Consider the following 23,161-nt stretch of genomic DNA (forward strand, 5'->3'; position numbering starts at 1 on the left):
TCAGTAGGCTGCGGATGCGAATTAGCGAAAGGTGGTAAGCAGCGCTCTCGCAGGGGGGAATTATCACGGCTTCGTCGTCGATCCTGCGAATCCGAGTAACACATTCCAGAATTGATCACATCCCCATAAAGCTGACAGGCGCACCTCATGCTCTGGCCTTGGGCAGGTGATTCACCTTGAGCTTGTGATTCGGAGACTACCTGCAATTCTGCAAAACTGTCCTCGATTGGCGTACTCAACGCAGCTTGGTAGTCGAAGCTCGCACGTAAATGTGCCGGAAAGTCGAGCGCGCCCTGCACGACAAACGCTTGGCCTCGATTGCCAACCACCATGTGGTCCACCTCGCTCATACCTGCCTGCTTGGTTGCGATAGTTCCTGCGATTGCCAAACGCTCTACAGCGTGATCTGGCAGTCCGTCCTGGGCAAACACCAGCCGCTGCGCGGCTTGATGATTCTGGCTTAAGCTCGCATTGGATATGTGATCAGGATCGCGTGGATCGAGGGACGCTTTGGGGCCAACGGACGAAGGGAGGGGCGGAGTCTGCCGGTAGATTTGAATAGAGCCGTTGAGAAGCATGCCAATCTGTTCGCGTGAGCTCGATTGGGCGGATAGAGCCGCGCGGTTCACCGTCTAGGGCCACTTGTTGCAGATTCCTGCTGAACCGAACGGCATCACCTTGCAGCCGGCGGGCTATCCCGATAGCGAATGCAACGCCATCCCCACCCTGAACCAAAGGTGCCAATCGATCATGACGCCCCTCAGAGCGCTCGATCATCTTCTGAGTGCGCTGCAAGAAATCCTGCATCTGTGCTTCAGTGAAGCTGGCTGTCACCGTTTCACCCGGCTGAAGAACTCCTAGTCCTTTGTGCGCCCAGGTGAGCGCTCCATTCAAAAAGACTGCAGTCGCTACATCCGTGTCGACGACGAAGTCGTAGCTACGCGCATCCACGTCCTCCCGGAGCGCGTCAGCCTCACGGATAGCCGGACGCCAGGTTTGAATGCAAGGGCCGCCGGAGCCAGCGCGAATTCACTATCTACTGCGGGGAGCGGTTCTACGAGTTACCCAGCACGGAAAACATAGATTCGATGGCCGCCGCGGTCCGCTGCATCGTTGCCTGATGGCTGCCCTTCAGAATCACAGAAGAACGACAGCATCACTGCTCCAGACAGCCCTGGCTGATCTTTTCCCTTGGCCTGCAAATAGCTCTCCATATCAGTCTTGACAAGGAGGTTTAGCGGCCCCAATCTCCCGCTCCGGGGATGCGCTCAACGGAAGCAGCGCACGGGAACGTTATGCCACAGGGAGACGCGGCACCTTCGGTGCCGGGGGACGAAGGGGCGCACGAACACCAGGACCTGGCACTGCGGGGGCTGGTGCTGCTTGCTCAATTCCATGGCATCGCCGCTGACGCAGGTCAGCTGACGCATGATGCTGGAGTGGGCAGTACGGCAATGGACGAGACGACGCTGGTACTCGCCGCGCGCAAGCTGGGCCTGAAGGCCAGAGTGAGCTCGACGGCGCTGGCGCGCCTGGCGATGACCAGCCTTCCGGCGCTGGCACTGGGTGACAACGGCGACGCCTTCATCATTGCCCGGATCACCGGCGACCAGGTACTGATCCACGACCTCACCCAGCGGCGTCCACGCACCATCGACATGCCCGCGCTGCAGCAGCGCTATCGCGGGCGACTTCTGCAGGTGGCCTCGCGGGCGTCGGTGCTTGGCGAACTGGCCCGCTTTGATTTCAGCTGGTTCATTCCTGCGGTCATCAAGTACCGGAAGATGCTGCTGGAGGTCTTTGTCGTCTCCTTCTTCATCCAGCTGTTTGCCCTGGTAACGCCTCTGTTCTACCAGGTGGTGATGGACAAGGTGCTGGTGCATCAAGGCCTGACCACGCTGGACGTGATCGCGATCGGCCTGGTATCGATCGCTGTATTCGACGTCGTCCTGAGCGGACTGCGCACCTATGTATTCGCCCATACCACCAGCAAGATCGATGTCGAACTCGGTGCGCGCCTGTTCCGCCATGTCCTGGCATTGCCGCTGGCCTACTTCGAGTCCCGCCGCGTGGGTGACACCATCGCCCGCGTGCGCGAACTGGAGAACATACGCAGTTTCCTGACCGGGCAGGCCCTGACATCGGTACTCGACCTGTTCTTTACCGTGGTCTTCCTCGCCGTGATGTTCTACTACAGCGGTTGGCTGACGCTGATCGTGATGATGTCACTGCCGGTCTATGCCCTGATTTCCGCCAGCATCACGCCGGTGCTGCGCAAGCGGCTGGACGAGAAGTTCGCACGCGGTGCCGACAACCAGTCCTTCCTTGTCGAGACGATCAGCGGTATCGGTACGGTCAAGGCCAGCGCGGTCGATCCGCGGGTGACGCGTACCTGGGACAACCAGCTGGCCGGCTACGTGAATGCCGGCTTCGGGGTCACCAAGATTGCCACTGTTGGCCAACAGAGCGTGCAGTTGGTGCAGAAGCTGGTTGGCGTCGCCATCCTGTTCTGGGGCGCGAAGCTGGTGATCGACGGCAGGCTGTCACTGGGCCAGCTGATCGCGTTCAATATGTTGTCCGGGCAGGTGGCGGCACCGATCATCCGGCTGGCGCAGCTGTGGCAGGAGTTCCAGCAGGTCGGCATCTCGGTCCAGCGCCTGGGCGACATTCTCAACACGCGCACCGAACTGCCGGGCAGCCGCATGGCACTGCCGCCGATCCGGGGTGACATCACGTTCGAGCAGGTTGGATTCCGCTATCGAACGGATACGCCCGAGATCCTGGCCGGCATTGACCTGCACATCCCGGCCGGGCAGGTCATTGGCATCGTCGGGCGTTCGGGGTCCGGCAAGAGCACGCTGACAAAGCTGGTGCAGCGCCTGTACACCCCCGAGCGTGGGAGGGTGCTGGTGGACGGGCATGATCTGGCCTTGGCCGATCCTGCCTGGCTGCGCAGGCAGCTGGGCGTGGTACTGCAGGAGAACTTCCTGTTCAACCGCAGCGTGCGCGAGAACATCGCACTGAGTGACCCGGGCATGCCGCTGGATCGGGTGATCCAGGCGGCAACCCTTGCCGGCGCGCACGAGTTCATCTCGGCCCTGCCCGAGGGCTATGACACCCGGGTGGGCGAGCACGGCGCCGGTCTGTCTGGGGGGCAGCGGCAGCGGGTGGCGATCGCGCGTGCGCTCATCACCGATCCGCGCATCCTGATCCTGGACGAAGCGACCAGCGCGCTCGACTACGAGTCCGAACATGCGGTGATGGCCAACATGCGCGAGATCTGCAAGGGTCGCACCGTCATCATCATCGCCCATCGCCTGTCCACCGTGCGCAGGGCCAACCGCATCGTCGTGGTCGATCGCGGCCGCATTGTCGAAAGTGGAACCCATGATGAGCTGCTGGCCGGGGCCGGTGGCCACTATGCCCAGCTGCACCGCCTGCAGCAGGGGGCCGCATGAAGCACATCCGCGACGGACTGGGTGATTTCGCCACACGCTATATCGCTGTGTTCAAGGCGGCCTGGCGCAATCGCCACGCACTGGACTCGCTGCAGCGCGACGCCGACGAGCGTGCGTTTCTGCCTGCGCACCTGGAGCTGGTCGAAACGCCGACCTCGCCGGCTGCACGCTGGACCCTGCGCATCATCATGGCGCTGTTCTGCGTGGCATTGCTCTGGGCAACGATCGGCAAGCTCGATATCGTCGCGGTAGCGCCCGGCAGGACCGTCATCGACTCGCGTACCAAGGTGGTGCAGCCGGTGGAAACCGGCGTGGTGCGGCGCATCCTGGTGCGCGACGGGCAGGTGGTGAAGGCTGGGCAGGTGCTGATCGAGCTTGACCCGACCGCAACGGCGGCCGATGTGGTCAAGTCCGGCGACGCCTTGTTGAATGCACGGATGACCTCGATGCGCCTGCGGGCACTGGACATGGCCGTGCAAGCGGGTGAAGTGCCGGTGATCCGTGCGGAGCCGCACCTGCCGGCCGACCGCGTCCTTGCGGAGCAGATGCTGGCGCGCAGCCAGTACGAGGCACTGCAGGCCAAGCGGCATAATCTGCAGGCTGTGATCTCACAGCGTCGCGCCGAATGGGAAAGCGCCAAGGCCGCAGTCAAGCCATTGGAAGAGTCGGCACGGATCTCCACGTTGCGGGCGGATGATTATCGCCGCCTGCTGGAAGGCAACTACGTCGGCCGCCATGACTATCTGCTTCGCGAGCAGGAGCGCATCGCGGGCGAGCGTGACCTGATGGCGCAACGTAACCGTCTGCGGGAGATCCGGTCCGCCCAGCAGGCTGCCGAGGAAGAGCTGCGCGTACTGATGGCGGATTTCCACCAACAGACGCTGGATGGCCTGCGCGCCGCGCAGGAGCAGGTCGGCCAGATGACACCCGAAGTCTCGCGCACGGGCCAGCGTGACCAGCAGAAGATTCTGCGCGCCCCGGTCGATGGCACCGTGCAGCAGTTGGCCGTGCACACCGTGGGCGGCGTTGTCACTCCGGCGCAGCCGCTGTTGGCCGTGGTGCCCAGCGGGGAAGCGCTGGAAGTGGAGGCCAGCATCCTCAACAAGGATGTCGGCTTTGTCCGCAATGGCCAGCCGGTGACTGTGAAAGTCGAGAGCTTCCCGTACACACGCTATGGATACCTGACGGGCAGGGTGGTGAGCGTGTCGCATGACGCCTTGCAGGACGAAAAGCTGGGCCTGGTGTTTCCGGTGCGGATACGCTTGGACAGCGCAACGCTGGACATTGATGGCATCCGCGTGCGGATGACCGCAGGCATGAATCTGAATGCCGAGATCAAGACCGGCAGGCGACGGGTGATCGACTACCTGTTGAGCCCGTTGCGCCAGCATGCGGGAGAAGCGATGCGTGAGCGATAGTTTCGTTCATATAGCTGCGCCGACGAGGTAAATGTCGGCAGCAGGCGACCTCTGCACGCCGGCTCCGATTGGCAGGCCAGGGGCGGTCACGAGACAAGTGCGAGGGCTGCCGAGGCTGGGCTGAGGCAAGGGCTAAACCTTCCGACGCTCGCCGGGATACCGGTAGTGGGAGTCCTGACGTTGGAGCTGGGCTCCGGATTCTATGTGCCACCGGGATGATCCTGGTCGCTACCCCTTCTGTATCCCCTCCAGGAACTGAGTCATGAGCGAACCGAACCACATCGTCGGAACCGACAGCTTTGACAATCTTTATGGAACAGAAGATGACGATGTTCTCGAGGGACTGGATGGTTACGACATTCTGTATGGAAGGGGAGGTAACGACGTTCTGCTGGGCGGCTACGCAGGGGACCATCTCTATGGCGGTACTGGAAACGATCTGCTGATAGGTGGTCCAGGCGACGACTTCCTGAGTGGCGATGAGGGGGACGATGTCTATCGCTTCGACAACGGCTTCGGCAACGACGTGATCGAATCATGGGGGCAGTCCGGCAGCGATGTGGTTGAGTTCACCGGCACCCTGGTGCTGTCCGCTTTCAGCTTTACGTTCACGGACAGAGGCCTGGTGCTTGAAGCATTTGGCAACAGCCTTTCGCTATCGGGCTTTTCTCTCGATGCTGCCTATCCGGTACAGGAGTTTCGTTTTGCCGACGGCGTCGTGATGACGGCAAGTCAGCTTTACGATTGGGCAATGAGGCCAACGGATGCCGACCAGAGACTTGCAGGCACCGAAGGCGACGACGTAGTACATGGCGGCGGTGGCAATGATTGGTTGAACGGAAATGGAGGCGACGACACTCTCTGGGGTGATGATGGCAACGACTCACTCCAAGGAGGTGACGGCAATGACGTCCTTCATGGGGGCTCTGGCGGCGACAACCTCTATGGGGACAGCGGAGACGATGTTCTCATCGGCGGGAGTGGCGCCGACCGCCTTTCGGGGGGCGAGGGAAGTGATACGTATCACTTCGAAATCGGCTTCGGTTCCGACGAGATCGATGAACCAGCATCGAGCAACGCGGCCGACCTTGATTTCATCGAGTTCGGCAATGGAATCCAGGCCTCCAGCGTTCTGCTCTTCCGCGAAGCTGACGACCTTCTGCTGAAGCTGGCGGGCAATACAATGGACAGCATCCGCGTCCGGGATTTCTACGTCGCGCCCGAGCCGGGCATGGAAGGCATCGACGGTGTGAAGTTTGCCGATGGCACTTACTGGAGCGCGGCTGAGCTTCGTCAGCGTGTGCTGACACCCAATGATATGGCCCAGCTGATGATCGGCACCGAGCTTGCCGATTTGCTGGATGGTGGCGGTGGGAATGACACGTTGGAGGGCGGTGGCGGCGATGACGAACTCATTGGCGGATCCGGCCACGATGTCCTGCGCGGCGGGACTGGCAACGACCTCCTGAAGGGGGGCAGCGGCCATGACGAGCTTGACGGTGGAGAGGGTGATGACCGGCTGATGGGCGGCACAGGCAATGATCGCCTGTCAGGTGGAGCCGGCACCAATACCTATGTCTTTGCGCGTGGAGACGGGGTAGACACCATCAGCGCTGCCGGCTCGGAGGGGCTGGATGTGCTCGAACTGGGCGTGGGACTGGGGCGCGCCGAACTCGCCTTCGTGCGGCAGGGCGACGCGCTGCGAATCGATGTGATCGGCAGCGCTGACAGCATCGTCGTCGAGGACGCGTTCAATGGCGGGGCCCTGTCACGCTTGCGCTTGGCTGACGGCAGCGTGCTGGAAGCCGCGCAGATGCGTGAGCTGGCCCTGCTCGAGCATCGCGGCAGCGGCCTTGCGGACACGCTGGCTGGGGGCCTTGCGAATGACTATCTGCTTGGCCTGGATGGCAATGACATCTTGAACGGCAGCGCCGGCGACGACCTCCTGGAAGGCGGCCGTGGCAACGATACCCTTGACGGTGGGACCGGCAACGACACCTACGTGTTCGCGCCCGGATGGGGGCAGGATGTCATCCTCAACCTGGACGTGCATGCTGATGGACTGGATACGGATCGTATCGTGTTCGTTGGCGGTATCCGCGCGGAAGACGTGGAGGTGTCCAGTACCGGGCATGACCTGGTGCTTCGGCACAAGGCCACGGCTGACCGGGTGGCGGTGAGTGGCTTCTTCGTCGATGCGGTGGGACAGGATCGCCAGATCGATGAAGTGCAATTCAGTGATGGCAGCATCTGGACACTGGCCGATCTCTACCAGGCTCAGCAGATCGGGACGTCTGCAGCCCAGACGATGCATGGCGGAGCGCTCGCTGACCTGCTTGATGCCGGTGGCGGCAACGACTGGCTGTATGGGCACGATGGCGACGATACCCTGGTCGGCGGAGCCGGCCATGATGTACTGGTCGGTGGCCGCGGCAGCGATACCTACCGCTTCGATCTCGGCTGGGGCACCGACATCATCGACAACAGCGCGGCAGGCGATACCGCGTCGGATATTGACCGGGTTGTCTTCGGCACCAGTGTGGCGATCCAGGATATCCGCGTGTCGAGCCACCTGGATGATCTGGTGCTCCAGCATGCCAACGGCGACTCGGTAACATTGCAGAACTTCTTCGGCGCAGGCAATCAGGTCCAGGAGGTGGTGTTTGCCGATGGGACGCGCTGGATGCAGTCTGATCTGTTGCAGATGCAGCTGCCCGGCGACGCCAGCGATCAGTATCTGTACGGCACCGCACTCAATGATCTGATCCAGGGACTGGACGGCAACGACCAGTTGTACGGCAATGCCGGTGCTGACACCCTGGAGGGCGGTGCCGGAGATGACGTGCTGGATGGCGGCACCGGCAACGACATCCTGGATGGCGGCGAAGGCAACGACATCTTTGTATTCGCGCGTGGCAGCGGGCATGACCGCATCATCAGTCAGGATCCGGATGGCGCCTTCTGGGATGTCCTGCAGATGGGGACAGGCATTGCCGCAAGCGACGTCACGCTCAGCAGGAATGGCAGGGATGTGGTGCTCACCCTCGACGGTGGCAACGACAGCGTAACCCTGGTTGACTTCCTGCCTGCCATGGAAGGTGACTGGCCCACCGCACTGGATGAAATCTGGTTTGCCGACGGCACGGTATGGGATGCTCCCGGCATCGTTTCGGCATTGCCGGTGCAGGCTTCTGCCCAGGGCGCCGAGGTCGGACAGCTGGTCGCGGCGATGGCAACGTCGGCTGCCGACAGCAGCCGTTTCCTGCAGCCGCATGCGGACCGCTCGGAGGCAGGTACGCAGCTGTTCGCCGTGCACACGCTGCTGCGATGAGCCCGCCGCCCGTGTCGGTGCCTGCGGAGTCGGTGGTGTTCCCGCTGGGAGGACTGCACCTCGGTGACCTGCTGATGGCGCTGCCGGCGATTGCCGCAGTACGACGCTTCGCCACGCCGGTTGTATCGGGGCTGCAGCCGCGGCACTTTGCCGCGGTGTCGGCGCTGCCTCTTCTATTCCGACAGAACGGTCCGCCGGCGGCACGGACGCTGTTGCCGATGTGGCGGACCGGCGAGCACCGAACCGATGGCTGGCTGGCCACGCTCGGTGCCGGCGTGGAGCCTGAGCGGATGGCGATCCCGGTGCGTGGCTTGGCGCAGGCGCACGGCGCATTGCCGGGACCGGGCTGGGCATTGCTCAGCCCTTGGGCTGACCATCCGCCCAAGCGCTGGCACGCGCAGGGCTGGCGGCAGGTGGCCGGGCATCTGCGCACGCGTGGATACCGGATCGCCCTGATTGGCCCCAAGTCTTCTGCAGCGCTCGTCTCGCAGATTGGCGCAGCCGCAGACCGCGTGCTGGTCGGCATGGATTCGCCGACAACCTGGCCGGCACTGCTGACCCGTGCCGACATCGTGGTCAGTCCGGATACGGGCTGCGTGCATATGGCTGATGCCCTGGGCGTGCCGGTGGTGGGGTTGTATGGCCCGACCTCTGCTGCTGAGTATGGTCCGTACTGGCAACGCGATTTCTGTGCGAGTGCATCGGACATGGCGTCGCTGCGGGTAGATACGGTCTGCGAGAGGATTGATGGCCTGCTGTCCGGGCTTGGACGGCAGAGGCAGGATCGCGCCGCGCCCTAAACTGTTCTGCGCACCCTTGGATAACTGGAGAAGGAGCCGACGGAGAGCCGCGGCTGTTCACCAATTCGAGGGCGAGTGATGGCCGCAGTGATTTCAGGGAATGGTCTGGGTCTGTTCAACAGTTCTTTGCAGGCCGGCCTGGGGCTGGGCAGCGACGCACGCCTCGGCGCGCAGGGCAGCACTCGCCAGTATGTGAACATCGCCAATGGCAATCTCATGCTGCAGGGCCAGGATGAACAGATCCTGTTCCGCGGCATGTCGATCGGGCAACTGCGTACCTACAACAGCCAGGGACTGCCCAGCCAGGTGGGCGCGGACGGTTGGCTGACCGGCTTCGAGCGCCGGGTCGAGCTCCTTGCCGGAACGGTGAACAGCGCAGGCAGCATCATGCGCCTGCACACAGGGGATGGCGCCTTCCAGGACTTTGCCTACGTCGGGAATGGCAGCTACCAGTCCACCTCCGGCGATGGTGCGCATGATTTGCTGACATACGCCTCCGCAACACGTTCGTGGACGTATGTGGAAGGCAGTACGCGGCGCGAGGAAACCTACGCGGATCACGCCAATGCGACCTTGAAGGGGCGGCTGACGCGCCTGCGCGATCTGCGCGGCGACGCAGCCAGTCCGACCACCTGGGACGTTCTCTACGATGGTGCGGGGCGCATCACGCAGATACGCAGCAAGGACATCGCGGCTGGGGCAACGCCGGATGGAATGGTGTTCAGCTATGACGCCGCAGGACGGCTCTCGGGCGTATCTACCCGCGAGAACGGCGTGCTGCTCGGCCAGGTCGGCTATGGGTATGACAGCGTTGGCCGACTCACGTCCGTACTGGTGGACCTGACTCCGCGCGACGGGGTGAACGACCGCGACAGCTGGGATGCAGGAAGCGCTGCCGCGAACGATGGCTACCTGTTCCGTACCACCTACAGCTATGTCGATGCGACCAGCCTGCAGATCAGCCAGGTGCGCCAGAGCGATGGCTTGCTGGTCAGCTATACCTACGATACTGCCGGCCGGATCCGCTCGGTGACCAGCGGCGATGCCAACGCCGACGACAGCGATGGCGTGGGGCAGACCCTGTTCTACAGCTATGACACCAACAACCGCCGCACCGACATCAGCGATGCCAGCGGCCGGACCTGGACCTACGGCTACGACGCGGCCGGCCAGCTGATCGAAGTGCAGGGGCCGGCCAGCGACGGCCTGCGCGACGTCAGCCAGTACGCCTACGACGCCGATGGCAACCTGGTGCAGAGCGTGACCCGTCGTGCGGGACAGGTACTTGCTCAGGCCGACTTCCAGTACGACACGCAGGGCAACCTCACCTGGCAGTGGAGCCGGGTCGAGGGCGGTGCATCCGCTGCCGCCTCGGCGATCCACCGAACCTACACTGCAGGCAATCAGCTGGCATCGGAAACCGTGTTCGCCGGACTGGATGCGGATGGCGCAGGCGGTGCCGCGGCTCCCAGCGGCGGTGCCACCACCCACTATCTGTATGACGGGCAGAATCGCCTGCGCTTCACCATCAACCCCGCTGGCGAGGTAAGCGAGTCCCGCTATGCCGGTGCAGGCAATGGGATCGGGCAGCTGGCGTCCACGCGTCGCTACCTCGGCGGTACCTTCAGCGGTACGTTCACCACCACGGATCTGGAGACCTGGGCAGCCGGACAGCTCGCGCAGAGTGGTCTCACCGAATACGCCTATGACCTCCGGGGCCGCCTGAGCCAGACCCGCGCGTATGCACAGGTGGATGGCGCCGGCAATGGCGTGCAGGACGATGGTCTCGAGATCATCGACTACGTGCACGACGCGCAGGGCCTGCTGCGTGAGAAGGCGGTGACCCGCTATGCCAGTGGCAGGGACGGCGGCGTTGCCAGCCAGCGTGAGGTGGCAAGCTACACCTACGATGGCATGGGCCGGCTGTTGAGTGAAATCGTCCAGCAGCACGCACTGGACGGGGCATCGGATGTACTGATCCTGCGCACCAGTACCTGGATCTACCAGGACTCCGGCAGCACCGTGCGGACGGTGCTGCAGGGCAGCAGCGGCGATGCCGGCGATCTGCTGCGCACCGAAGTGCGTGACGCGGCCGGACGTCTGCTGGTGGTGACCGAATCCGCAGCGGCCGGGACCGGCAGCGTGCGCAGCACGCAGAACATCTACGATGCACTGGGTCAGCTGCGTGCAGTTCAGGATGCAAACGGCGCACGGACCTACTTCTTCTATGATGCCGAAGGGCTGCTGGCAGGCCAGGTCGATGCGACCGGTGCGGTCGTGGAGTACGTGCGCGACCCGCTGGGGCGCGTCATCAGTACCATCGCCTACGCCACCCGCGTGGATACCGGCAACTGGTTGGCTGGCGGTGCCGTGGTCCCGGGTGAACTGGCCAATGTGCGGCCGCTTACCGGCAGTGACGATCGCCGCACGTACGTCACGTACGACGCGCTCGGGCACAAGCTCAGCGAGACCGATGCCGAAGGCGGCATCGTCACCTACCTGTACGACGGTGCTGGACGCCTGCTGCAGACCACTGCAACCGATGCCGCCGGCGCTGCCGACACGGCGCGGGTGCAGCGCTATTTCTACGACGCGGCGGGGCGTGAACGCGCCAGGCTCGACGCCAATGGCTACCTGACCGAGTTCCAGCGTGACGCGGGTGGCCGCCTGGTTCGAACCTCCGCCTATGCCACGGTGGTTCCGGTGGCACTGCGTGGCGCTGGCGATCTGGACGCGTTGCGACCGGCATCGGCTGCTGCTGATGCGGTCACCCGTTATTTCCACGATGGGCGCGGCAATCTGGTTGGCCAGCTCGATGCGGAGGGCTACCTCACCGAGTATGTCTACGACGAAGCGCGCAACCAGCGCGCGGTGAAGGTCTACGCCCTGCGCCTTGATGCGGCCGACCCGGCCCTGGGGTTCAATGGCCTGCGCACGTTGGCGCAGGCTGGCGCCGCACAGACCACCCAGCGCAGCTACGACGCGGCAGGGCGACTGGTGGTGGAGGTCACCCCGGAAGGCAGGGTGACGCGTTTCAGCTACGACGCACAGGGCCGGTTGCTGGGCACCACCTCGGCCGCCGGGACCGACGAGCAGCGGCAGAGCCTGCGCCGCTACGATGCGTTCGGCAATCTGATCGGTGAACTGAACGCGGAAGGTTCGGCGCTTTACACCTCGTCGATGAGCGCCTCCGAGCTGGATGCGCTGTACGCGCAGTATGGAGTACGGCACAGCTATGACCTGCTGGGCCGGCGGATCCAGAGCACCGATGCGGCGGGATTCCAGACCTGGTACTTCCATGATGCTGCTGGTCGGGTCACCCACACCGTGTATGGCACGCAGGATGCCAACGGGCGGCTCAATGCGGAAGGTGAAGTCGAGGAAACCCGGTACGACGCCTTCGGCCAGGCCCGGGAGACGATCCGCTATACCGGGCGCATCCAGATCGACGTGCCATTCGGTTGGGAGCAGGCCTCGGCAGCGGTAAGGGTGCTGCAGTACGTTGCCGCCATCGACAGCAGGCAGCAGTATCGCTATGACCGCCGGGGCCTTCTTGCAGAACTGACCCGTGCGGAGGGATACAGGACGCTGTACACGCACAACGCCTTTGGTGACCTGGTCGAGCAGCGCGACCAGATTGACGGCAGCCAGTGGCGGGTCACGCGCAGCAGCTACGACAGGCTCGGCCAACGCACCGAACTGCTGGAAGACGCCGATGGGCTGCAGCGTGCAACCTCAAGCGCGTTCGATGCCTTCGGTCGCATCATCCGCAGCAGCGACGGCCGTGGCAACACCACTGGCTACGACTATGACCGGCTGGGGCGGCAGGTCGCCGTCACTCGGATGGTCGGCGCTCAGCTGGAGAGCATGCAGACGACCTACGACGCCTACGGCCGTACACTCAGCCAGACCGATGCCCTCGGACGTGCCACGAAGTTCCTGCACGATGACGCCGACAGGACGCTGACGATGATCACGCCGGAGGGCCTGCAGGTGATCACGCGGTACAACCTGCACGGGCAGACCGTGGAGATCCTGCGTGGCGATGGCTCATCACAGGTCTTCGCCTATGACGCCGACGGGCGCCTTGTCGAGGAGTCCATCGGCGCAGGCTACACGGTCTCACAGACCATTTACCGCTATGACATCCGTGGCAAGCTGGCCGGGCAGTCGGATGGGACAGGACGCGAGGTGACCTTCCAGTACGACGCACGGGGTCGGATCCTCGAGCGTCGCCAGGATCTGCAGTACGCCCTGCAGGATGCGGTGGTCACACGCTACGCCTACGACGGACAGGGGCGGCAGCTCAGCATCACCGACGCCAGTGGACGCCGCACGGTCATGGAATATGACCGCGAGGGGCGCTTGCTTGCGTCCATCGTTGATCCCGATGGCCTGTCGTTGCGCACGACCTTCAGCTGGGATGCGCTGGGCCGACGGCTTTCGGTAACGGAGGGCGCAGGCACCGCTGATGCGCGGAGCACCACATACAGCTATGACGGATTGGGGCGTCGTACAGCCCAGGTCGTGGCGGCGGGTGCGCTCAATCTGCTGACCCGCTTCAGCTACGACGCCAACGACAACCTGGTGGCCAGCCAGGACCCCGAAAACCGCATCACCCGCTACGTGTACGACGAGGCCAATCGCCTGCGCTTCACCGTCAATCCGCAAGGCGGCGTGACCGAGCAGCGCTACGATCCGGCCGGTCAGCGCGTATCCGTGCGGCAGTATGCCGGCCAGATCAACCTGGCAGGGTTGCCGGAGCAGGCTACCCTCGCCGAGGTGCAGCAGCGTCTGCAGACTAACGATGACAAGGATCTGCAGACCTATCTGCTGTATGACCGCGATGGCCGGCAGACGCTAAGCATCGATGCCGCAGGTGCGGTGACCCAGCAATTGTTTGATCGGGCTGGCAATGTGGCGCAGACGCGTCGCTATGCGACTGCCTATCCGCTGGACGCGGGCCGGCGCAGTCTTCTGGCTGCGGGGCAGGGACTCCAGGACATCGTGCTGGCTGAGCTTGTGGTCAGCGATGCCGACCGTGTCGACTCCTATGTGTATGACGCCGCAGGACGCTTACGCTTCCATCTGAACAGTGCCCGCGCCGTGGTCGAGACGAACTACGACCTTGCCGGCAGGGTGGTCGATCGGCGCGAATACGCCGACTTCCCTCCGACGATCACGCATGCGGCGATTGCTGCCGGAATGGTGAGCGCGGACGACATCACGTCGGACCTTAGCGAGACAAACTGGGAGCTCATGCGTGGCGCGAGCTATGTCTACGATGGCGCTGGCAGGCTTTCGTTCACGCTTACCCGAGTGCATGACGCAACACGGTGGGGGTACGGGGATGGGGTGAACGCCATCCTGGTTCAGCGCAACATCTACGACGGCTCCGGGAACATCGTATCCAACGTTGCCTACACATTTGCATTGGAAGCGCTCCGTGACGCGGATGCCTACAGCAGCGAGGCGGCTGTCATTGCTGCGTTGTTTGATGAATCCGGCGAGCCGCAGGGTTCGGAAATGGGTGCGCAGCGGAGCACCCATCACGTCTACGACCAGGCCGGGCGTGAGCGCTTCTCCGTAGGTCCGGACGGGGCCGTGACCGAGTATCGCTATGACGCTACGGGACAGCGCCTCGAAACGCGGCGCTATGGCGAGGCGGTCGAGCCCCGTCGTTGGGGCGAGGGGGAACTGGCCGCGACGGTAGCCGGAATCGGCTCCGTGCGGATCAGTAGCCAGGCCTACGATGAAGCTGGCCGCGTCATCTCCAGAACTGACCCATTGATGGCGGTGGAGCGCTACCAATATGACGGTGCGGGTCAGCTGCTCACCTATACCGACAAGAATCAGGCGGTCTGGACCTATCAGTACGATGCTGCGGGCCGCAGGACGCTGGAAACCAGCCCCGTGGTCATCGTCTCGATCGCCGGCGTCGACGGGACCCTGTCGACGGTCGCGCGATCGGTCTCGACACTGACCGAGTACGATGCGCTGGGCAACGTGACCCGCCGTATCGAGGACGCGGGCACCCCGACGTCGCGGGCCACCGAGTACGAGTACGACAGCCGCGGACTGCAGATCCGCACGCGCTTCCCTGATGCAGGACACTTGAATTCCGATGGCCAGCTGGTCGCAACCGGCGAGCGCCCAACGGTCGAAGTGACCTACAACGCGCTTGGCCAGGCGGTGATGCAGAAGGACGTGTTGGGCTACTACAGCTACAACACCTACGACGCTGCCGGCAGGCTCCAGTTCGAGGTCGATGCGGAGGGGTACGTCAGCGCGTACGGATATGATGCATTCGGCAAACAGATCCGCCTTCAGCGTTACGCCAACCCGATTGCGCTGCCTCCGGGCCAGGTAGCAATGGGCTCGGATGTTGCCGCACTATTGGTGCCTGCAACATTCCAGGACCGCATACAGTACAAAGAATACGACGTGGCAGGCCGACTGCTGCGGACCTACGAAACGCGATTCATCAAGAACGAGTGGGATGCCGAACCGCGTGAGGTTCTCGGCGGCGGCACCAAGGCTGAGTACGACCTGCTTGGCAATCTGGTCCGCGAGGGTCGCATGGTCAGCGCGAGCGAGTGGGATTCCGCTGGTTCCGAGTATGTTCAGTGGAGCCACATCGAGTACCAGTACGACATCGCTGGACGTCGAATCGCAAGTATCGACGATATGGGCTTCTTCACCAGCTGGAAATACAACGTCCACGCCGAGGTTGTACAGGAATGGCAGGTGGCTCGAAAGGTCTGGGAGCCGGCCGAGCCTACGTTCATGAGATCGACCTGGATTGACGGAAATCTGGTGCCCGGCGGGCAACCAGATGGCGGCTCTGCAGAGCTGGGCTTCGATCGTGTCACCGAGTGGCAGTACGATGCCCTGGGGCGGAGGATCTCCGAGCGCGTCAGCCGCGGCAATCCGTACGATGGAAACTTCGTCGAGTCACAGACAGCCTATGATGCGTCTGGGCGAGTTATCCAGACCACCGTTGATGGCCAGGCCAGCAATACCTTCTACGATGCCCTCGGCAGGGTCACGGCGATTCGCGAAAGCGAGCGCGATGTGGTCAATGGCAATGCGGACATCCAGCTGGCCTCAACCGGGGTTGGCTTGGGTTCGGGGTCACTGTATCGGCGTGCATCGCCCTACAGCAGCATGGCCTACGACGCTTTCGGGAACGTCGTGCAGGTGCGGCGCTATGCCGAAGGGGCCGAGCCGGGCCAAGCGCCGTCAGCGTCTTCGCAGGACCAGGTACAGAGCACTGTCTACGACTGGCAGGGCCGTGGCGTACTCGAGCGCGATGCGCTGGGTTCCGTCACTGCCCGCACCTACGATGCTGCCGACCGGTTGCTTGCCACGCGGTCGCGTCTTGACGGCAACGCAGGGCGATGGTCCCTGGTGGTCAACCAGGCCACGTACGACAAGGTGGGGCGCCAACTGACCAGCGTGGTGTCCCGCGACCTGTACCAGACCGGCAGCACCGCGCCCTCGCGCAGCGAGGTGGATAGCACCTCCCAGGTCCGCTACAACGCATTCGGCGAGATCATCGCCAAGGACAGCCGGCTCGATGCGTCGCTGACCACCGACAGCTTCGCAGTGCGTTACGTCTACGACCAGAACGGGCGCGTAAGTTCCACCAATGCCGAAGGTGGTGTCTGGCGCAACTTCGCCTATGACCTGTCCGGGCATGTGGTTGCCGAATGGCATTCGGTTCGTGACTCCACCGGCAACTTGATCAATGTCGAAACCCGGATGGAACTGGACACCCGGGGCAATGTTCTGGTCCAGCATCTGCCAACCAGTAACGACGATCCGTTTGATCAAGCCAGGATCATCCGGACCTATGACCGCTGGGGTAATGTCCTGTCGATGACCGACCCGCGGGGCGGCACCACCACCTACGAGTACAACCAGCGCAACCAGCTGGTGCGCGAGATCAAGCCCGAAGTCCGGGTTCTGGATGCCAACGGCACGGCGCGATCGGTTCGTCCGGAAACGGTGTGGGAATATGACGCGATGGGGCGCAACACCGGGGTGCGCGACGCCAATGGCAACTGGCAGCGCACCGGCTACGACGGAGCCGGCCGGCAGATCTACACCGAGACCGCCACCGGCAACCGCACGTTGATCGCCTACGACGCGTTCGGCCAGAAGCGCTACACTCAGGATCCGCTGGGGTACGTGACCTTCCTGGAGTATGACCGGGGCGGGCGCGTGGTTGCGCAGGGTGACTTCCTTCGCGAAGCCGATGGGGCGACCCGGCAGCGTGCCACCCGCGAGCGCTACACACTCAACCAGAATGGCAACCGTATCCGGGTCAATGACGCGCTCGGCTACGCCAGCACCTACGACTATGACAGTCGTGGGCTGGTGATACGCAGCCACACTGCGGCCGGAGTGGGCATGTCCTATGCCTATGATGCGCAGGGCAACAAGATCCGCGAGACCAATGCGCTGTCCGATCCCAGCCTCGCGGCGGATGGACAGCCAGTCTTCAACGGCGGCCTGGTCGAGAACCAGTATGGCTTGGTCGGCCAGGCTTTCAGTCACACTCTCGGCGCGGGCGCCTTCAGCATCGTGGGCGGCGAGATTCCCAGCCTGTCGGTGCGGGTGGAGTACTGGGATGCCACCTTGAACGTATACCGGGACGCCCCGGGTTTCAGCTACGACCCGCAGACCCGCGTGCTGAGCGGCACGCCCGCACAAACCGGGCCGTATCGCATTACCTACACCGCCACCAGCAGCAATGGAAAATCCGCCAGCATCATCGCCAGCCTGTACTCGGTCACCCAGGCTGCGTATGACAGCTACTACGCAGGAGCGCCGAAAGCCAATACGGGACTGTTCAATCGCTCGGTGGGAGTGAACCAGTCCTTCAGCTACCAGATTCCGCCAGGTACATTCACTGCTGAGCCGGGGCAGGGCATCTCCTATTCGGCACAGGTCTACGCGCTTGTCGAAACCTTCGACTACGAAACACGCCAGCACGTGCGTGAGTACCAGTGGGTGCCCCTGGGATCGGCCGAGGACGATTCCGGATTCAGCTTCGACGCCGCGACCGCAACCTTGTCGGGGACACCGGCAGCGCGTGGTACGTGGCAGGTGCAGATCGTAGCAACCGGAGCGAATGGCCGCAGTTCCGCGCTTGGACTGACCGTCGAGGCGCGGCAGGCAGACGGCCGCCGTACCGTGACTGATGCCGAGGGTGATGTCCTGTATCTGGACGAGAACACCTGGAAGTACGACTATTTTGGCCGACTGATCGACCACAACGACCTCAGTGGCGCCGACTACAACTACAGCTACGATGCCGAGACCGGTCAGCTGCTTGGCGAGAACAGCAAATGGACCGAACAGGGGCGCCAATACTCAACCCCGGCCACCGATTACTGGTATGACCGGGACTGGCAGCAGTACGGCCTGGATTCGGAGCTGGTCGGCCTGGACCTGCCCGATCCGGTCCTGCTGAACGACCCCGCGCGGAGCTACAGCTACTACAAATCCGGCGCGCTCAAGGAACTGCGCGAAGGCAACAACTGGTTCCGCTACCAGTACGACGCCGCCGGAAATCGCACTTCCGAGGAGGCGTACACCTACGATGCGGACGGTCAGCTGCTGCATGTGCTGACTAAGGTCAGCTACGACGCACATGGCCGGATCACCAAGGTAATCCAGCAGGACGTGAGTGCGGGTCGTCGCCTGCTCGAGCTCAACTACGACTATGACGCGGTGGGCAACCGCCGTCGCGTGCTGGCCCGCTCCGCGTACGATGCCGATTCGCCGGGGATCGATATCAACGGCATCACCAATCCCGACTTCGAGGATGGTGACTTCGGCTGGAAGCGTGGGGATGGCTGGACCATCGTGCCGGGCGGAGAGAATGGCAGCACGCAGCGCGCCCAGTTCCATATGGATGGCACGTCGAAGCTGATGAACATCCAGCGGGTGCAGGTCACGCGTGGCGAGAGAATCACTGCTGCGGTTCGTGTCGATCAAGGCGCGTCGAGCGCAGGCACGGCGGGTGCGGCCGTCATCATCGAGTGGTATGACGCCTCTGGTGCGCTGATCTCGACCTCCGAAGGCAACATGGTCGACTCGGCCTCCGGTGGGGCGATCTACGAATCACGTGTGACCGCCGACGTTCCGTGGGACGCCGTCTTCATGTCCATTGGCGCACGCGCGTTCCGCGACGGTGACAATGACGAGGTGTTCGTCGATAACTTCAGCTGGGGGGCAATGCCGTACAACGGCGGCCTTGACGGCAACTACTCCTGGGATTTCGGAGATTCGTGGTCGCCAACAGGCTGGTCATGGAGTAGCGAGTACGGCGGGTCAGCCCAGTACAACCGTACCGGTGAAGGGCGCATGGTGAGCCATGGCCGCATGGATGTGCGCGCCGGCAGCCAGGTGAGCGCGCGCGTCAATGTCCAGCAGGGTGCATCAAGTGAAGGAGAGGCGTGGGGTGCGGTATTCCTTCGCTTCTTTGATGCCAATGGCAGCATCATTGCAGATGTCGAGGGAAATCGCGTTGACAGTGGCTCCGGGGGCGAGTGGCATGAGTCGGTACTCAGCACGAAGGTTCCGGCGGGTGCCGTGAGCATGACTATCGGTGCGGTCGCTGGACGCAGCGGCGGATCGGATCCGTTATGGGTGGACGACTTCAGCTGGAACTACGAGCGCGATGGTGAGCTGGATGCGACCGGCAACTATGTCGATCCTGATCCCAGCGATCCCTACAACATGGCCGAGCCCTTCAAGGTCTACTGGTACGACTACGACGCACAGAATCGGGTCAAAGTGGCCAATGGCCGCCTGGTCAACAACCAAATCGTGCTGGGCAACGCCGACGTCAGCTATGCATTGGACTACGACGAGGCCGGTCGTGCCGTACGCCGCCGCTACCTGTCCGGGCTTACCGAGGTTTCCGAAACCACCCAGTACGATGACCGCGGCCAGCGCCTGAAGGTGTTCCAGGCTGTTGGCCTGGACAGCACCGCGCCGGTATCGCTTAAGGACAGCTACAGCTACGATGCCATGGGCCGGGTGATCGAGCAGCGTACCTACTTCGATGCCGGCAGCACCCGCAACGGCATCGACATTGGCGGTTGGCTCAAGCATGCCGAGACCTTCAGCTACGATGCCGATGGCCGCATTCTGCGGCAGAGCATCCAGGGACGGGAGTTGGGCTGGACCGCGACTGCCCAGAGCGATGGCGGCGCCGCACAGGTAACCCAGTTGGGCGTACTGCAGAACCTGGCGTGGATCGATTATTCCGCCTATGGCTATGACGCTGCGGGGCGCCTGCGTGGCTATACCTACCAGTACTCCCTGCATGAAGAGAGTAGTGGTGCGCTGCCAGGCGATCCCAAGGGCTATACCCACCGTTACACCTATTCCTACGAGGCGCGTGACAGCTATCTGGAATCGCGCATCTACGGGCAGAGCAGCAACCAGAACTTCCGCGCCTCCTCCAGCTACAGCAGCTACGATGCCTGGGGGCGTCGTGTCGCGGTACGCGAGCAGACGCCGCTGAGCAACGACCTGGGCAAGCTGGACGACCGTATCCGCTATTTCAGCTATGACGGTACCGGCAGCATCCTACGTCGCCGCGAGGGGTCGTTGGCCGGCGGTGTGTTCACCCAGAGCGCCGCACAGAAGACCCAGACCCAGCTGTATGCCTATGTCGGTGGCCAACTGGTGGCGTCGGGCAAGCGCAACGGTGAGGTCGATGTCGTTGGCCGGCTGACGGCTTACCAGAGCAACAATGCCGCCGGCAGTTCGCGGACCACGGTGCAGGCCGGCGAGACTCTGCGTGGTATCGCCCAGCGCGTCTACGGCAATGCCAACCTCTGGTACGTGCTGGCAGAGGCCAACGCCATCGCCGATGACAGTGGCCTGACCGCCGGTACCACCTTGGTGGTGCCGGAAGTGAAGGTCACCGCCAACGACGCGAGCACGTTCAAGCCGTTCAATCCGCAGGAAGCGATCGGCAATACATCCCCGTCGCTGCCTTACATCGAACCGCCGCCGAAGGAGCATTGCAACGGCATCGCCATGGTGCTGATGGTCATCGTGGCCGTCGTCGCAACCGTGTTCACTGCGGGTGCCGCTGCCCTGGCATTCGGCGCGGTTGCTGGTACCGGCGCTTTCGCCGCAGGCACCGCGGTATTGACCGGAACGGCCATGGCCGCGGCAAGCGGCTTTGCCGCGACCGCTGCGGTCGCCGGCGCGGCCTTCGTTGGAGGAATGGCGGGCAGTATTGCCAGCCAGGCGGTCGGCAAGGCGATGGGCGTGGTCGACAGCTTCAGCCTGAGAAGCGCGGTCGGCAGCGGCTTGGGCGCTGCGGCCGGCGCTGGTATTGCCGGTGCCATCGGTGGTGGCGCCCAGGTGAGTGAACTGATCCAGGCCGGAGGCTACGGCCGGGTTGCCGCGATAGGCGCAGCAAATGCAACTGCTGGTTATGCAGCAGGCAAGATCGCCGGTGTCGCCGACACGCACTTTAGCTGGCGCGCCATCGCAGCAAATGCGGTGAGCTCGGTGGTGGGCGGAAAGATCAACCAGAAGCTTGGCACCTCGGTCTCGCCTTACATTGGCAATGGTATCGCCAATGACACCATCGGCGGGATGGTGGGTGGTGTGGTGAGCCTGCACGCACGCCGGACCTTCGGCCTGGCCGATGACATCAACTATGGCGCGATTGCGGCTGATGCGTTTGGGAATGCGCTTGGCTCCTCGATGGGCAGTGCCCTGAGCGCGGCAGCGATGCGGAACAAACAAGCAGTGCCTAACGCATCCGGCAAAGCAATATACGATCCAGCATTGATGAACCGGTGGCATGAAGAAGACATGTCGAACCTTCGTCGGGGCCTCACCTCGGAGCGCTTGCCTGTTCGCGCGATCGGTTCATTCTACAGTCCGGAGAATACGATCCTCCTAGGTGAAACTCAGATGGGTGGATCTGGCGACGGCTTGAGTGCAGATGAGAGGTCGCGATGGGTATCGACTGAACAGTATTGGACCAGGAACGTTGATCCGTACGTACTGGGCCGGAACGGAAACCAGCGTTGGAGCACCAATGAGGTAATGGCGTTCCGCGCCAGCAGTGCGCCGGCTGTATCCATCGAACTTTTGAACACTCCCCCCGCAGTGACTGACTGGGTCTGGACCAACGATGGAGGTCGGAGGGTCATGCCGGCTGTCGTTTCGTGGACCGAGATCCGTACGGCCTCCTTGGAAAGAGATAAGGCCGAATCCTTGCAGTACTGGAAGGGTGCAATGCCGATGAGGGCCGCATCTACCGCAGGCTACAGTCTGCTGCAGACCAGCAACAAATTGTTTGGTGTCATGACCGATGCGGAGTACGGCAGGACGATCGAAAGAACAGTCGGGATTGCTGCCCAGAATCCTGGGGCGGTAGCAAGAGGCCTGGGTAAGGAGCTCGGTGATTGGTGGCATTCTCCTATTAGCCAGAAAGCCGAAGGTGTAATGGCATTTGGCTTCGAAACTGCTGCCACCATGGGCTTCAGCACCCTGAGCAAAGCATCTTATGGCGGGCGCGCGGTTGCAGACGTGGCTGAGCTGGCGGCGCGAGGTGCGGTGCGATCTGGTGATGTTGCTGGGGCCGAATTGCTGGGCGGCCTCCGGAATGCCGATGTTGTCTTGAAGGACACAGTGTCATCTGTTGGTGAATTCTCGGGAAGTGAGGTGCGCGCGATCCGAGTGTACAGAGGTACGGATAACCAGAATGACATCTGGATCAATGACGAGACTGGGCACCTCCTCAGCGATGCGGCTCGAAGAGAATACTTGGAGACCGGGTCAATGGATGTTGCCTACGAGTCAACGCGTCTCACCCATCAGAAGTGGATCGACATTTGGGGGTCAGAGGCTCGGTTTGTTGAGGAGCATTCACTGAGAGGCACGGAGTTCCCTCGGGAATTTGGGATGAATCGGACATTCATGTCGGTTACGACTGACCTGAGTGTTGCTCAGCATTACGCGGGCAGCGGGAGGGTCTACTCTGCCCTGGTTCCTGCATCCCAGCTCCTGAAGCAAACATTGGCAACATCCACAGAGAGTGAGTATCTTATTAGGATAGGTAGTGATCTATTCAGGCCGCTGCCTCAGGGATTGTAGAGAGGT

5 protein-coding genes are annotated in these 23,161 nt (G+C 63.0%); all 5 read left to right on the forward strand.

Annotated features, from left to right (window positions below):
• The first annotated feature begins 1,295 nt into the window (after positions 1-1,295).
• Positions 1,296-3,458, forward strand: coding sequence for a type I secretion system permease/ATPase (locus D0Y85_RS00840; protein WP_117309213.1), 2,163 nt, complete (start codon positions 1,296-1,298; stop codon positions 3,456-3,458).
• Positions 3,455-4,876 (forward strand): HlyD family type I secretion periplasmic adaptor subunit, encoded by a 1,422-nt coding sequence (locus D0Y85_RS00845; RefSeq protein ID WP_117309214.1) that lies wholly within the window; start codon positions 3,455-3,457, stop codon positions 4,874-4,876. The genes D0Y85_RS00840 and D0Y85_RS00845 overlap by 4 nt, the downstream gene beginning before the upstream one ends.
• Before the next feature lie 262 nt (positions 4,877-5,138).
• On the forward strand, positions 5,139-8,207 hold the full coding sequence (locus D0Y85_RS20960) for a calcium-binding protein (protein ID WP_117309215.1): 3,069 nt from the start codon (positions 5,139-5,141) through the stop codon (positions 8,205-8,207).
• Positions 8,204-9,007, forward strand: coding sequence for a glycosyltransferase family 9 protein (locus tag D0Y85_RS00855; protein ID WP_162887587.1), 804 nt, complete (start codon positions 8,204-8,206; stop codon positions 9,005-9,007). Before D0Y85_RS20960 ends, D0Y85_RS00855 begins: the two co-directional genes overlap by 4 nt.
• Before the next feature lie 78 nt (positions 9,008-9,085).
• Positions 9,086-23,155: a LysM peptidoglycan-binding domain-containing protein gene (locus D0Y85_RS00860; RefSeq protein WP_117309217.1), complete on the forward strand. Its 14,070-nt coding sequence runs from the start codon at positions 9,086-9,088 to the stop codon at positions 23,153-23,155.
• Positions 23,156-23,161: the final 6 nt, after the last annotated feature.

Origin of the sequence: Stenotrophomonas sp. G4 (genome assembly GCF_003428825.1) — a bacterium.
GTDB lineage: Bacteria > Pseudomonadota > Gammaproteobacteria > Xanthomonadales > Xanthomonadaceae > Stenotrophomonas > Stenotrophomonas indicatrix.